Raw genomic sequence first — 13,760 nt, forward strand, 5'->3', positions numbered from 1 at the left:
TTCGCACTACAGGATCCCGATGACCCGACCGCTGACCGATCTGGAACTGCGCGCGCTGCTCGCGCGCCATGGCGAGTGCACGCCTGGTCGCGGCCACACCAGTGGCGATTGCGGTGCGCTCACCCAACTACTCGGACTCCGCGACGAGGAACGCGAGGCGCGCCCGATGCGGCCTATCGAAGCTGTACGGTCGCACCCCGTGAAACGCCGAAGGACACATCGGGACTGAAGTGCGCAAGGCAGCCGTTGGGATTGCCGCACTGGCCATCTCGATCGCCCTGGTCGATGCCGTGGCGCAGCGCTGGCCACTGCCGAGCGTGCGGCAATACGTGGATCGAGGGACCGATCCACCGCAGCGGCGCGTGCGGCGGATCTCCGGTGATCAGTTGCCGTATTGGGTGGTTTCGGGGCGTTCGATCAGGACGACGTGGGCGGGCTCGTCGGCTACCGGGCGGTGACGGACCCCGCGCGGGACGGTGAAAAGCTCGCCGGGGGTGAGGGTTACGGGGGCGTGGTTTTCGAGTTCGAGGCGGAAGGTGCCGTCCCAGCAGAGGAAGAGTTCGTCTTCGTCGTGGTGGTGCCAGGGGAATTCGCCGTGGATTTGGGCTACGCGGATGACGGAGTCGTTGACTCGGGCCAGTTCTCGCTGCTGGAAGGGGCCGGGGAGGGTGGCGAGGGTGGCGGGGATGGATGCGGCGGTGAGTGTTTCGGTCATGGGGACAATCGTCGGGGTCGGAGGGTGGTGAGAGCAGGGCCAATCGGGGAGAATTGGTTCCATTATGGATCCAATTGAGGTGACCGAGCGGTTGGGGCGGTGGTCGTCGGGGCGGGGGCCGTTGTATGTGCTGTTGGCGGGGCGGCTTCGGCAGTTGATCGATGACGGGGAGTTGGCGGCGGGGGCGGTGTTGCCACCGGATCGGGTGTTCGCGAAACAGTTGGCGGTGGGGCGCAATACCGTGATCGCGGCCTACGAACTGCTGGAGTCCGAGGGTCGGATCGTGCGGCGGCGCGGGAGTGGAACGCGGGTGGCCGGTGGCGTTGTCGAGCCGACCAGCGACACCACCAGTGCGCCGATGTTCTTGAATCTGCTGGAGCCGCAGGCGGATGTGATCTCGCTGGCCTGCGCCGCGCCGGAAGCGCCGCCGAAGGAGGTGACCCAGGCCTACGCCGAGATGGTGCCGGTGCTCGCGGGCATGACGGCCGAAATCGGTTACCACCCAGCGGGTTATCCGCCGTTGCGGGCGGCCATCGCGGAGCGGTATACGCGGCTGGGCGCGCCGACCGGGGCCGAACGGATACTCGTCACCAATGGCGGCCAGCAGGCGCTGTCGCTGCTGGCGCGGGCGCTCGTGCGGCCGGGGGATCGGGTGCTGGTCGAAACACCCACCTACCCGGGCGCATTGGAAGCCTTCCACGAGGAGGCGGCCGTGCTCACCACGCTGCCGATCGGATTCGCCGGCTTCGAGGCGACGCTGCGAACCCACCGGCCGGTGCTCGCCTACGCGACACCGACCTTCCAAAACCCCACCGGCGCTGTTCTTTCCGGGCTCCAGCGCCGACGGATCGCGGAAGTGGCTGCGGCGCACGATGTTCCGCTCATCGCCGACGAGATCACCGCCGATCTCGGTTTCCCCGGCGTCGAGGTTCCACCGCCCCTGGCCGCCGACGCGGACGAGGTCATCTCCATCGGCTCGCTGAGCAAGAACATCTGGGGCGGGCTGCGCGTCGGCTGGATTCGGGCCTCGGAGCCGGTGATCGCCCGCCTCACCCGGCTGCGCGCGGTCCACGACCTGGGCGGAAACCTGCCCGCCCAGCTCGCCGCGACCACCCTGATCCCGTGCATCGACACCACGGCCCCGCGGCGCGCCACCCGCCTGCGCACCGGCCACGACCTGTTGCGCGCGAAACTCACCGCCGCGCTACCGGAGTGGGAGGTCCCGCCGGTCGAGGGCGGCCAAACCCTCTGGGTGCGACTGCCTTACGGCGACGGCACCTCGTTCGCGCAGACCGCCGTGCGCCACGGCATCGCCATCCTCGCCGGATCCGGCCTCGATCCCAGCGGCGGCAGCGACCACCACATCCGCCTGCACTTCCGCCACCCGGACACCGTGCTGGAGGCGGCGGTCGAACGTCTCGCCGCCGCGTGGCGGGCCTATCACCCGCCCGCGCGTCGGGTCGTCACACCGCCGCCGCTGGCCGTCTGAGCCGAATCGGAAGACCGGCTCAGAAGGTGGCGCGCTGATCCTCGGCAAGGAACAGCTTGTCGCCCTCCTTCACCTCGAAGGTGGCGTAGAACTCGGCCTGATTCCGCACCACCTGATTGGCCCGGAACTCATCGGGCGAGTGGCTGTCATTGGCGATCAGATTCTCGGTGTATTGCGTGGTCTGCTTGGACCGCCAGTTGCGTCCCCAGGCCTCGAGCATGTCCTTATAGGACGGATTCTCGACGCCCGCGCGCTTCTGATTGATGCGGTACGCCGCGAAAGCCATTTGCAGACCGCGATTGTCGGCGACGTTCTCACTCAGCGTGAGGGTGCCGTCCACGTGGTGCGCAGGATCGAGCCCCTGCGGAACCAGCCCGTTGTACTGGTCGACGAGCTTTTTGGTGCGCTCCTCGAACTTGGCGCGATCCGCGGGCGTCCACCAATCCTTCAGATTGCCGTCGGCATCGTATTTGGAGCCCTGATCGTCGAACCCGTGCCCGATCTCGTGGCCGATCACCGCCCCGCCCGCGCCGTAGTTCACGGCGGGCTCGGCATTGGCGTCGAAGAACGGCGGCTGCAAAAACGCCGCCGGGAAGACGATTTCATTGTTGACCGGCTGGTAGTAGGCATTCACCGTCTGCGGCGTCATGCCCCACTCGGTCTTGTCGACCGGCTTGTCCAGCTTGTCGAACATCTTCTTCGCGCCGAAAACATTGACCGCGCGCAGGGATTGGATGAGCTGCCCGCGAGTGATCTTCAGACCGCTGTAGTCCTCCCACTTGTCCGGGTAGCCGATCTTCACGCCCATCTTGTCCAGTTTGACCAGCGCGGCGTCCTTGGTCGGCTGCGACATCCAGGTCGAGTTGGTGAAATTCTCCTTGTAGGCGGCGATGAAGTCGGCGACCATATCCAGCGCCCGCTGCTTGGCCTCGGGCGGGAAATGCTTGGCCACGTACAGTTTTCCGAGCTGCTCGCCCAGATTCGAATCCACGGTCGAGACCGCGGACTTCCACCGCTCCGGCCGCTGCTGCAGCCCGCTCATCACGGTCCCGAAGAATTCGAAATTGGCGTCGGCGATCGCCTGCGGCAGGAATCGCGCGTACTCCCGCACCACCGACAGCTTCAGATACTCCCGCCACACCGCGATATCCACGTCGTGCCACAGCTGTCCCGCGCCGGTGATAAAGGACGGCTCGGCCACGATCACCGTCGCGAACAGGCTCTTGGGACGATCGGTATTGCCGGAAAGCCAGGGGTCCCAATCGAATTGCGGCGCCAGCGCCACCATGTCGTTCCACGACATCTTGTTGTAGCTGGCCTCGGTGTTGTGCAGCTTGATGTTGTCCCAGAAGTGGGAGGCGATCTTCGTCTCCAGATCGAGCACCCGCCCCGCCATGGCGACCGGATCCGGGAAACCCGCGCCGGTTGCGATCTTCTCCAGGAAGGTCTTGTATCCGGCCAGCTTGTCGGCGTATTCGGGCTTGCGGTAGTACTGCTCGCTCAATCCGATACCGGACTGCCCGACCGAGGCGATGTGCGCGCTGGAGTTCTTCCGGTCCACCGAAACGCCCAGCCCGATCAGACCGCCGATCGGCAGCTGGGCCATCACCTTCGCCAATTCCGGCTTGCCCGCCGCCTTGTCGATATCGGCGAACATCTCGTTCAGCGGCGTCATGCCCAGCTTCTCGATGGTGTCCACATCCATGCGCGCGTCGTACAGGTCGCGGATCTGCTGCTCGGCGGTATCGGGTTTGGGGTCCTTGATGCCCTCGATGATCTCGCGCAACTGGCCCTGCACCCGATCGCCGACCTCGTCGAAGGTGCCGAACGACACCTTGTCCGCGGGCAGTGAATAGTCCTGCAGCCATTTGCCATTGACGAATCGGTACAGATCGTCCTGCGGACGCACGGTCGCATCCGAACCGGACAGGTCGGGGCCGGTGAGCTGGGTCGAGGTGACCGTATTCTTCGAATCATTCGAACACGCCGCCAGCGTGGCGACGGCAGGCGCGAGACCCAGTGCGATCAGAAAACGGCGACGGTCGAAACCGGCCGGACGACCCGACGATGTCACAGGCACTTACCTCTCCCCGAAGCTGCGAATACCGACGCGAGGCTACCGGGGATGGCAGCCCCGCGCGGGGTGTCGCGCACCTGTGAACTCGCTCGAGCCGACTCTCAGAGCGTGACGCGCTGGTCCGGCGGCAGATACTCCTTGTCGCCTTCCTTGACGTCATAGGTGGCGTAGAACTCGGCGAGGTTCTTGACCACCTGGTTGCACCGGAATTCCGCCGGGGAATGCGGATCGCTGGCGAGCTGATTCTCCAGCGCCTCGGTCGTCATCTTGGTCCGCCAGGTCCGGCCCCAGGATTCGAACATCGGCTTGTAGTCGGGCGGGGCGGTCCCGTTGCGCTTCTCGACCATGCGGTAGGCCGCCAGCGAAATCTCCAGTCCGCGCAGATCCGCCAGATTCTCACCGACGGTCAGCTCGCCGTTCACGTGCTGGTCCGGCGGCAGTCCCGCCGGCACCAGCGCGTTGTACTGGTCGATGAGCTGCTGGGTCTTGGCCTGGAACGCCGCCTTGTCCTCGGGGGTCCACCAGTCCTTCAGATTGCCGTCGGCGTCGTATTTGGAGCCCTGGTCATCGAATCCGTGCCCGATCTCGTGGCCGATGACCGCGCCGCCCGCGCCGTAGTTCACCGCGGGTTCGGCATCCGGATCGAAGAACGGCGGCTGCAGGAACGCGGCGGGGAACACGATCTCGTTGCCGCTGGGGTTGTAGTAGGCGTTCACCGTCTGCGGCGGCATGCCCCACTCCGACTTGTCCACCGGCGTCCCCAATCGATCGAACATGCGCTTGGTCTCGAAAGCGTCCGAGGCGCGCAGGGATTCGATGAGCTTGCCCCGGGTGACGGTGAGTTTGGAGTAGTCCTCCCATTTGTCCGGGTAGCCGATCTTGGCATCGATCTTCTCGAGCTTGGCGATGGCCGCCTGCCGGGTGGATGGCGACATCCACGTCGAATTCTGGAAGTTCTCCTTGTAGGCGGCGCGCAGATCGCCGACCATCTCCAGCGCCCGCTTCTTGGCCTCGGGCGGAAAATGCTTGTCCACGTACAGTTTTCCGAGCGCCTCGCCCACAGTGTTGTTCACGGTGAGCACCGCCGACTTCCACTGCTCCGGCCGTTGCTTCAGCCCCTGCATCTGCGTGCCGAAGAAGTCGAAGTTCGGATCGGCGATGGCCTTGGGTAGGTAGGTGGCGAAGGCGCGCACCAGCCCGAGCTTCAAATACTCACGCCAGGCGGCGATATCGACATCGGCCCACAGCTGGGCGGCGCCGGTGATGAACGACGGCTCGCCCACGTCGATCCGGTCGAAGAGGCTCTTGGGGCGGTCGGTGGTGCCGGAAAGCCAAGGATCCCAATCGAATTGCGGTCCGAGCGCGGTCAACTCGGCCCAGCTCTTCAGGTTGTAGGTGGCGTCGGTGTCGCGCAGTTTGACATTGTCCCAATGGAATCCGGCGATCCGCGTCTCGAGGTCGACGACCCGGTTCGCCAGCGCCGCCGGGTCCGCGAACCCCGCCCCCGTGGCGATGCGCTGCATGTAGGTCCGGTACGCGGCGAGCTTGTCGGCGTATTTGGGGTCGCTGTAGTACTGCTGATCCAGCCCGAGCCCGGCCTGCGAGACCGACGGCAGATAGGCATTGGAGTCCTTTGGGTCGGGTCCCACGCCGAGACCGATCAGCCCGACACCGGGCAGTCCGCCCATCACCTTCGCCAGATCCGGCTTGGCCGCGGCCTTGTCTATCTGATCGAACAGATCCTGCAGCGGCGTCATGCCGAGCTTCTCGATCTCGTCCTTGTCCATCCGCGCGTCGTAGATATCGCGGATCTTCTGCTCGTTCGAGCCGGGCTTGGGGTTGTGGATCCCCTCGATGATCTCCTTGAGCTGCTGCTGCACCCGCTCCTGCACCTCGGCGAAGGTGCCGAAGGAGACCTTGTCCGGCGGCAGTTGGTATTCGTCGAGCCACTTCCCGTTGACGAACCGGTACAGATCGTCCTGCGGCCGGATCGCCGGATTCGACCCGGACATGTCCGGCCCGATCAGCTGCTTGGGTTTGTCGTCCTTATTGCAGGAGGTCAGCACGGCCACGGTAGGAACCAGGCCCAACGCGATCAAGAACTTGCGGCGGTCGAGAGCCGGACGCTCGGACAACGCGAATCTCCTCTACCGGATAATCGGGATAGCTCGTACGTTGCTCGCGCCGACGCTAACCGACCTCGCTGAGGAACACCTGAATCCGCGCCCGCCGTGTGTCCGCTCACCCCGATTTGGGTCCGACCTGGGGCTTCGCTACACTTGACCGGTTGCCTGCGGGAGCTCTGCCCCGCACTTCGGCCGCGAACCCACAGTGGTTGATCTCCAGCTTGGTGAAAAACCGCTGGCAGGCGCGCGTTTGAAGGGCAACTGACCATGCCCGTCGGGTCGGCAATCCGGCGTGCATTTCGTCCAGGTCTAGGAGGAGCTGAAGTGATTCAGCAGGAGTCGCGACTGCGCGTCGCCGACAACACGGGTGCCAAGGAGATCCTCTGCATCCGCGTTCTCGGTGGTTCGTCGCGTCGCTATGCCGGTATCGGCGACATCATCGTCGCCACCGTGAAGGACGCCATCCCCGGTGGCAACGTCAAGAAGGGCGAGGTCGTCAAGGCCGTCGTCGTGCGCACCGTCAAGGAGCGTCGTCGCCCGGATGGTTCGTACATCAAGTTCGACGAGAACGCCGCGGTGCTCATCAAGGCGGACAACGATCCGCGTGGCACCCGCATCTTCGGCCCGGTCGGCCGTGAGCTGCGTGAGAAGCGTTTCATGAAGATCGTCTCGCTGGCCCCGGAGGTGCTCTAACTATGAAGGTGCACAAGGGCGACACGGTCATCGTGATCTCGGGCAAGGACAAGGGCGCCAAGGGCAAGGTCATCCAGGCCTACCCGGCGACCGGCAAGGTCCTGGTCGAGGGCGTGAACCGCATCAAGAAGCACGTCGCGAATTCCGCGAACCAGCGTGGCGCCAGCTCGGGCGGCATCGTCACCCAGGAAGCGCCGATCCAGGCCTCCAACGTGATGGTCGTCGACTCCGACGGCAAGCCGACCCGCGTGGGCTACCGCACCGATGAGAACGGCAAGCGGGTCCGCATCTCCCGTCGCAACGGGAAGGACATCTGAGATGACTTCTACCGAGAACAAGGTGCAGCCGCGCCTGAAGACCCGCTACCGCGAGGAAATCAAGCCCGCGCTGCAGCAGGAATTCGACTACGCCAACGTCATGCAGATCCCCGGCGTGGTGAAGGTCGTCGTGAACATGGGTGTCGGCGACGCCGCCCGTGACGCGAAGCTGATCAACGGTGCGGTCGCCGACCTCACCCTGATCACCGGCCAGAAGCCCGAGATCCGCAAGGCCACCAAGTCCATCGCGCAGTTCAAGCTGCGTGAGGGCATGCCGATCGGCGCGAAGGTCACCCTGCGCGGCGACCGCATGTGGGAGTTCCTGGACCGTCTGATCTCCATCGCTCTTCCGCGTATCCGCGACTTCCGCGGTCTCTCGCCGAAGCAGTTCGACGGCCACGGCAACTACACCTTCGGTCTCTCCGAGCAGTCGATGTTCCACGAGATCGACGTCGACAAGATCGACCGTCCGCGTGGTATGGACATCACCGTGGTGACCACCGCCACCAACAACGAAGAAGGCCGCGCCCTGCTCAAGCACCTCGGCTTCCCGTTCAAGGAGAACTGATCCATGGCTAAGAAGGCTCTGATCAACAAGGCCAACGCCAAGCCGAAGTTCGCGGTGCGTGCCTACACCCGCTGCCAGCGCTGCGGCCGCCCGCACGCCGTCTACCGCAAGTTCGGCCTGTGCCGAGTCTGCCTGCGCGAGATGGCCCACCGCGGCGAACTCCCGGGCGTCCACAAGTCGTCCTGGTGACTTACCGGTCCTCGTGACCGCGTAATACCAAACCCCAAGGCCCCCACCGAGATCCGTCCCGGCGGGGGCCTTCGGCGCGTTGTAGGGGCTTGTCAGCCGAATTGGACCCCTGACGGGGATCAATCCTCGAGGTGTGTGCCAAGCGGCGACGAGTTGTTCGGCGAGTTTCCGCTTGCGGAGGCCGCGACCAAGACCCGACGGGCCAAGGCGCTCGCGGAACTGGTTGCGATGGCCGAACGCGGTGACTTCGACTATCTACTCGACAAGAAGAACTATCGGCCACGGCCACTCTGTTCCTGGGAGCCGTGACCGGCCAACCGACCCAATGGATTTCGGCCCCGGGATCAATCCCATGACCGGTATTCGTCATGACCTGTGACCCGCAGGGTGAATGCGGCAATCGTCAGTTGGACTCCGTCAGTTCCTTGGGTGCGGCCTGCCGCCAGGAGTCCGTCACGATCGCCTCCAACTCCTCGAGGTCGTCCAGGGCCGCCAGCCGAACCCGCACCCACGCGTTCATCGCCTCGTGCGGCGCGATCCAAAACTTGTCCGGCTCGGCCTGGACCAGCTCGTCGCGGTCGGCGATCGGGCAGCGGACGGCCATCGAGGTTTCGTTCTCGGGCAGGGTTAGGAAGAGCTTGCCCGCTACGCGGAAGGTGGGCATCTGCCACTCGAAGCCCTCTTTGGTGCGGGCCAGTGAAAGTGCCACGGCCCGAACATCATCCCCGGTCGTCATGCGATGGATCATCTCAGTTGGGTATGACGAATCAGTCAGCGGCCGAGGAGATACACGGTTTCCGGGGTTACCGAGATCTCGAAAGGTTGTTCCACGACGAGGAGTTCGTCGCCGGTGACGCGCGGGCCGTCGACGTAGTGGCCGTTCTCCAGGTTGAGCACCTGGATCGTCAGGGCAGGGCGGAAGTCAACGATCCAGTACTGCGGGATTCCGGCGGCGGCGTACTCCTCACGCTTGACCTTTCGATCGTGCGCCTCGCTGCCGCTTCGGCGTGAAACAACTTCGGCCACCAGGTACAGATCGGAGGGATTGAGGTAGAGGCCATCGGAGTCGGCTAGCTCGCGTTCGGCGGCACCCTCGAGAATGAAGGCATCGGGTTTACGGACGGCAGTAGGGAATTGGAACTCGTACTCACCGCCGTCGACGAAGACGTCAGCGCCAGCACGCTGGGCAGCATCGGCGAACAGTCGCCGCAGTCCCCGCCCCATCCGATTGTGACGCCCCGACGGCGACATCTTCTCGATCAGCCACCCATTCCACAGCTCGTAGCCCTTCCCCTCTTCCGGGCTGTTGTGCAGATCATCCGGAGTGTAGGGGCCGCGGCCGAACGTCGGATCGGAATCGAGCGCAGCGCTCACAGCTCCTCCTCGACGTCGCGAGCCGTGTGCCCACATTGTGGGCACTTTCCTTGGAGCATAACCGCTCCGCCCGGAGCTATTTGGCGGCGTTGGTGAAAGCGGGAGTTAGTTTGTCGAGGAGGTAGGGCAGGGAGAGGGGGGTGGGTTGGTTGATGGCGCTGATTTCTTGGACTGTGAGGAAAACGGTGGCGTTCTTCTTGACGGCGGGGAGGTCGGGGAAACCTGGGAGGGCTCGGTACTTCTCGTCCATGCCCGGGGAGTAGCCGGCGAGGAGGAGGTCGGCGGTCAGCTCGTCGAGGCGTTCCGGGGAGAGGGCCAGGCGGCCGCCGGTGCCGCCCTGGGCCACCAGGGCCGGGGGGATGGTCATGCCGAGTTGGGTGAACAGGCGGCTGGAGCCGTCGTTGGGGTCGGTGAGGACCATGAGTTGGGAGGGGCCCGCGAGCCAGGAGCTGGTGAAGGTCTTGCCCTTCAGGCCGGGGTTGTCGTGGGCGATGGTGTCGATGCGGCCATTGAGGTCGGCGATGAGTTTGTCGGCTGCCTCGGATTTGTGGAGGACCTGGCCGAGGGCGCGGACCTGGTCGGGCCAAGGGGTGATGGTTTCCTTGCCGAGGGCGGGGAGGGTGGGGGCCACCTTGGAGAGATCGCCGTAGGTTTTGGCGTCGGCGATGAACGGGTCGGCCAGGATGAGGTCCGGATCGAGGGCGGCGACCTGTTCGGCGAGGTTGCCGGTGGTCTGCAGGGCCTTCGAGCCGGACAGGGCCGCGGGCTCCCAGGGCGGCGCGCCCTTGCTGAGGACCGCGATGTTGTCGATGTAGCCGACCGGGGTGACGCCGAGGGCCTGGGTGGTGTCGAGCCACTGATTGCCCAGGGCCACGATCCTTTTCGGCGTGCCGGTCACGGTGGTCTGGCCGAGCGCGTGCGTGATGGTGACGGGTTCGCCGCCGCCCGCCGAGGTGTCGTCGCTCTTCGCGCCGCAGGCCGACAGGCCGATCGCGAGCACCCCGACGAGCGCCGCGACGGCGGCCCGCAGGGTTCGGGATCGTCCGTCACGCGCTGGTCCGGACACCGGGAACGCCGACTTCATCGTGACTCTCCTGTCTGCCGATGCCCGCCCGTTCGGCCGAGCGGAAGGTGAGCCTAGCCTAATTTCACGCGAGGTTGGGGACGGCTGTCGCCGATTCGATCCCGATCGGGGTGGCCTATCGTGCTCTCGGTCGATTAGGTTAGGGTTGCATAAGTTGAAATCCGGGGGTTTGGAACGATGGAGCGTGCGGTGCCGGAAATCTTGTCCGCCGTCGAGCGTCACCGGCTCGTGGACGAATGGGCCAACGGCGTCGAACTGTACGACGTGCCGTCGGTCTCCATGCTCATCGAATGCGGTCGCCGCGTGCCGTCGCTGCGGACCGCGGTGCGCTGCGGTGGCCACATCCTCACCTACGCCGAACTCTACGAACGTCTCGACGGCGGCGTCACCGGAACCGCCGGACCCACCCTCGACGATCTGGCCCGGGTGCTCTGCGATATCGCCGCGGCCGCCGAATTCGGCGCGGTACTGGCCGGATTGGGTCCGCGGGGCACGGGGATGAAGCCGGTCGCGGTGGCCGCGGCGGCCGATGACCGCCGCGCGGTGGCCGCCGATCAGCGCGCCTGCTCGATCGACCGGGCCTACGGCTCCCCCGACGTGCGCCTGCTCGCCACCCGGTGGGACACCACCGACGCCGCCGTGGAACTGCTGGCCGCGCTCGCCGACGGTGCGACCCTGGTGCTGGCCACCGCCGCCCAGCGGGCGGACGCGACCGCGCTGGCCGAGCTCATCGCCCTGTCCGCCCCGACCCACGTGGTCGCCGACGCGGGCACGCTCGCGGGCCTGGCCTACCTGCCCTCCCCCGCGCTGCCGACCGTGCGGCGCTGGGATGTCTTCGGAAACGACTGCCCGGCAGCGCTTTCGACCCTGCTGCGCGAGCTGGCCCCCGGTTCCTGCGCCGGATTCGCCTACACCACACCGGAATACGCGGGTGTGGCGGCGCGTGGCCCCCTTGACGGATCGGGTCGCGTGCGTCCCATCCCGGGTGCGCGGTTGCTGGTGCTCGACGAGTCGCTGCGCCTGGTACCACCCGGTCGGTCCGGTCGGGTGTACGCCGGCGGCTCGGCCCTGGCGCTCGAACTGGACGGTCTCGCAGACGGCTTCGTCGACGACCCGTTCGTGCCGGGCGGTCGTCTGGTGCGCACCGAGGTGCACGGAGGCTGGACCGCCGAGGGCTGGCTGGTGCTCGACATGATCGAATCCGCCGCTCCCGCACAACCTTCCGATTCGACCGACCGGTCCGTTGAATCGAATTTTTCCGGTACCGACGGGTACGCCGCCGCCTGAAACGGTTTCCGAACCTCCGATTTGCAAGCTTCGCATCGAACTTTGTGGGAAGAAACCCCCGAACACCTCGAACCGCCCTATTCGCGTGAATTTCGGCGATATTGTGGAATCACCCAATTGGCCGCCGAGAGCGACGACGCCTCGGGGTGCCAACGGGCCTTGGTGTCACCGTGACCAACCGACGGTGACGACCTCACCACCGGTGCTGGAGTCGTCCACGCCGATCGTTCATTCCCACACCCGGCCCGGGCACCGGTCGGCGCGACGATCACCAGGCGTTCAACTCGGAGCGTGCTGAGGACCTCCGCTCGACTCACCACACACCCCCAGACTCCCGGGTGCGTGTGAGCCGAGCCGATGTCGCGCGGCACCAGCGCTGTTCGATCTCCTTCGACCTCGGCCAGGGTCGGCGTCCCAGTATCCGGGCGTCGACGGTTGTGTCCCTGGAAGGAGGGGCGTGATGAGCGCGCAATTCCCAATGCCCGTTCCGGCAAATGCCGCAGTCGAATTCCCAATGGTCGAGCCCGACCGCCTACGCATCGCGATGGTGGTGCCGCCGTACTTCGACATTCCGCCGAAGGCCTACGGCGGGGTCGAGGCCGTGGTGGCCGACCTGGTGGATGCACTGGTGGAGCGCGGACACCGCGTGACACTGCTCGGCGCGGGTGTCAACGGCACCAAGGGCGAGTTCCAATCGCTGTGGGACCGCGCGCAATCCGAGCGCCTCGGCGATCCGTTCCCGGAGGTGGTGCACGCCCTCAAGGCGCGGCGCGCCCTGGAGCAGCTGGCCGCGACCGAGGGGCTGGACCTGGTCCACGACCACACCTTCGCGGGCCCGCTCAATATGCCGGTCTACCGTGACCTCGGCCTGCCGACCGTGGTGACCGTGCACGGCCCGGTCGACGGCGATCCCTACATGTACTACCGCGAACTCGGCGAGGACGCCCACCTGGTGGCGATCAGCGACCGCCAGCGCGCCCTGGCCCCGGACCTGCACTGGGCGGGCCGTGTTCACAACGCCCTGCGGGTGGAGGATTGGCCCTTCCGCACGGAGAAGGAGGACTACGCTCTGTTCCTGGGCCGGTTCACCGAGACCAAGGCCCCGCACCTGGCGTTGGAGGCCGCGCACGCGGCGGGTCTCCCGTTGGTCTTGGCGGGCAAGTGCGCCGAGCCGCCCGAGGTGCGCTATTTCGAGAGTGCGGTCCGGCCCTTGCTCACCGAACGCGATCACATGTTCGGAATGGCCGATGCCGCGGCCAAACGCGAATTGCTGTCCAAGGCGCGATGTCTGGTGTTCCCGGTGCGATGGGAGGAACCGTTCGGCATGGTCATGATCGAGGCGATGGTGTGCGGGACGCCGGTGGTGGCGTTGCGCGGCGGCGCCGTCGCCGAGGTGATCGTGGACGGTGTGACCGGTCGCGTCTGCGACGATCCGAGCGAGCTGCCCGAGGCCATCGCCGAGGTGCGCGACTACGACCCGTACAAGATGCGCGAGCATGTGGCCGCGCATTTCGGGGCCGACACCCTGGGCCGCGGCTACGAGGAGATCTATCGAAAGGTGGTGCGCGAGCACCGGCCGCGGCGCACCGCGCGGATCACCATTCACACCTGGGGATCGGCTCCGGCGCACCAGAACACGACCGCGATTCCCGCGCGGGCGGCGGGCACCGGTCCCGGCCGCGCGACGGCGTCCACCCTGACCGGCCGCGGCACCTCGCATACCGGGCATCCAGACGCCTTGACCGGCGGCGAGCTGACGCCGGGCCGTAAACCTGTGTCCGACAGCGGTTCCACTCCGAAGGCGCCGCCGCGGCGGCGGCGCGTGCCCCGGCGAAAGGGTC

13 protein-coding genes and 1 pseudogene are annotated in these 13,760 nt (G+C 66.3%); 8 read left to right on the forward strand and 6 right to left on the reverse strand.

The genetic code is table 11. The features are described 5' to 3' along the window. Positions 1 to 382 precede the first annotated feature (382 nt). On the reverse strand, positions 383 to 715 hold the full coding sequence (locus tag VMT65_RS18690; protein ID WP_326309569.1) for a cupin domain-containing protein: 333 nt from the start codon (positions 713 to 715) through the stop codon (positions 383 to 385). Between the two features lie 64 nt (positions 716 to 779). Between VMT65_RS18690 and yczR the strand changes: the two genes are divergently transcribed. Further along, positions 780 to 2,204, forward strand: a complete 1,425-nt coding sequence (gene yczR, locus VMT65_RS18695; RefSeq protein WP_326309570.1) for an aminotransferase-like domain-containing protein — start codon at positions 780 to 782, stop codon at positions 2,202 to 2,204. Positions 2,205 to 2,223: 19 nt separating this feature from the next. Here the strand turns inward: yczR and VMT65_RS18700 are convergent, their stop codons facing one another. Together VMT65_RS18700 and VMT65_RS18705 are read right to left on the reverse strand one after the other, a co-directional pair. Then, entirely contained in the window at positions 2,224 to 4,284 is a 2,061-nt protein-coding gene (locus tag VMT65_RS18700; RefSeq protein WP_326309571.1) for a M13 family metallopeptidase, read from the reverse strand. Positions 4,285 to 4,382: 98 nt separating this feature from the next. Further along, positions 4,383 to 6,416, reverse strand: a complete 2,034-nt coding sequence (locus tag VMT65_RS18705) for a M13 family metallopeptidase (protein ID WP_326309573.1) — start codon at positions 6,414 to 6,416, stop codon at positions 4,383 to 4,385. A 315-nt stretch (positions 6,417 to 6,731) separates the two neighbouring features. Between VMT65_RS18705 and rplN the strand changes: the two genes are divergently transcribed. The 5 genes from rplN (at position 6,732) to VMT65_RS18730 (ending at position 8,483) form a co-directional block, all read left to right on the forward strand. After that, positions 6,732 to 7,100, forward strand: a complete 369-nt coding sequence (rplN, locus tag VMT65_RS18710) for a 50S ribosomal protein L14 (protein ID WP_033090674.1) — start codon at positions 6,732 to 6,734, stop codon at positions 7,098 to 7,100. Between the two features lie 2 nt (positions 7,101 to 7,102). Next, positions 7,103 to 7,417 (forward strand): 50S ribosomal protein L24, encoded by a 315-nt coding sequence (gene rplX, locus VMT65_RS18715; protein ID WP_040804283.1) that lies wholly within the window; start codon positions 7,103 to 7,105, stop codon positions 7,415 to 7,417. A gap of 1 nt (position 7,418) precedes the next feature. Next, positions 7,419 to 7,985: a 50S ribosomal protein L5 gene (gene rplE / locus VMT65_RS18720; RefSeq protein ID WP_326309577.1), complete on the forward strand. Its 567-nt coding sequence runs from the start codon at positions 7,419 to 7,421 to the stop codon at positions 7,983 to 7,985. Between the two features lie 3 nt (positions 7,986 to 7,988). Next, positions 7,989 to 8,174: a type Z 30S ribosomal protein S14 gene (locus tag VMT65_RS18725; RefSeq protein ID WP_029923637.1), complete on the forward strand. Its 186-nt coding sequence runs from the start codon at positions 7,989 to 7,991 to the stop codon at positions 8,172 to 8,174. Between the two features lie 135 nt (positions 8,175 to 8,309). Beyond that, positions 8,310 to 8,483, forward strand: coding sequence for a hypothetical protein (locus VMT65_RS18730; RefSeq protein ID WP_326309578.1), 174 nt, complete (start codon positions 8,310 to 8,312; stop codon positions 8,481 to 8,483). 94 nt (positions 8,484 to 8,577) lie between these two features. On the opposite strand, the gene VMT65_RS18735 is transcribed toward VMT65_RS18730, so the two are convergent. The 3 genes from VMT65_RS18735 to VMT65_RS18745 form a co-directional block, all read right to left on the reverse strand. Beyond that, positions 8,578 to 8,910, reverse strand: coding sequence for an MmcQ/YjbR family DNA-binding protein (locus tag VMT65_RS18735; protein WP_326309580.1), 333 nt, complete (start codon positions 8,908 to 8,910; stop codon positions 8,578 to 8,580). Between the two features lie 35 nt (positions 8,911 to 8,945). After that, complete coding sequence (locus VMT65_RS18740; protein ID WP_326309581.1) at positions 8,946 to 9,548, reverse strand: Uma2 family endonuclease; 603 nt, start codon at positions 9,546 to 9,548, stop codon at positions 8,946 to 8,948. A 76-nt stretch (positions 9,549 to 9,624) separates the two neighbouring features. Next, entirely contained in the window at positions 9,625 to 10,632 is a 1,008-nt protein-coding gene (locus VMT65_RS18745; protein ID WP_326309582.1) for an ABC transporter substrate-binding protein, read from the reverse strand. Positions 10,633 to 10,821: 189 nt separating this feature from the next. Between VMT65_RS18745 and VMT65_RS18750 the strand changes: the two genes are divergently transcribed. Further along, a complete protein-coding gene (locus VMT65_RS18750) occupies positions 10,822 to 11,919 on the forward strand; it encodes an AMP-binding protein (protein WP_326309583.1) in 1,098 nt (365 codons plus the stop codon). 514 nt (positions 11,920 to 12,433) lie between these two features. Then, positions 12,434 to 13,504 (forward strand): annotated as a pseudogene (locus VMT65_RS18755) (glycosyltransferase family 4 protein); the annotation flags it as partial. Positions 13,505 to 13,760 lie beyond the last annotated feature (256 nt).

This window comes from Nocardia sp. CDC153 (assembly GCF_035818515.1).
Taxonomy (GTDB): Bacteria; Actinomycetota; Actinomycetes; order Mycobacteriales; family Mycobacteriaceae; genus Nocardia.

Excerpts from the sequence above, each read along its gene's own strand:
- yczR (WP_326309570.1), top strand. The coding sequence starts at position 780 with ATGGATCCAATTGAGGTGACCGAGCGGTTGGGGCGGTGGTCGTCGGGG.
- VMT65_RS18735 (WP_326309580.1), bottom strand. The coding sequence starts at position 8,910 with ATGACGACCGGGGATGATGTTCGGGCCGTGGCACTTTCACTGGCCCGC.
- VMT65_RS18745 (WP_326309582.1), bottom strand. The coding sequence starts at position 10,632 with ATGAAGTCGGCGTTCCCGGTGTCCGGACCAGCGCGTGACGGACGATCC.
- VMT65_RS18725 (WP_029923637.1), top strand. The coding sequence starts at position 7,989 with ATGGCTAAGAAGGCTCTGATCAACAAGGCCAACGCCAAGCCGAAGTTC.
- rplX (WP_040804283.1), top strand. The coding sequence starts at position 7,103 with ATGAAGGTGCACAAGGGCGACACGGTCATCGTGATCTCGGGCAAGGAC.
- rplE (WP_326309577.1), top strand. The coding sequence starts at position 7,419 with ATGACTTCTACCGAGAACAAGGTGCAGCCGCGCCTGAAGACCCGCTAC.
- VMT65_RS18690 (WP_326309569.1), bottom strand. The coding sequence starts at position 715 with ATGACCGAAACACTCACCGCCGCATCCATCCCCGCCACCCTCGCCACC.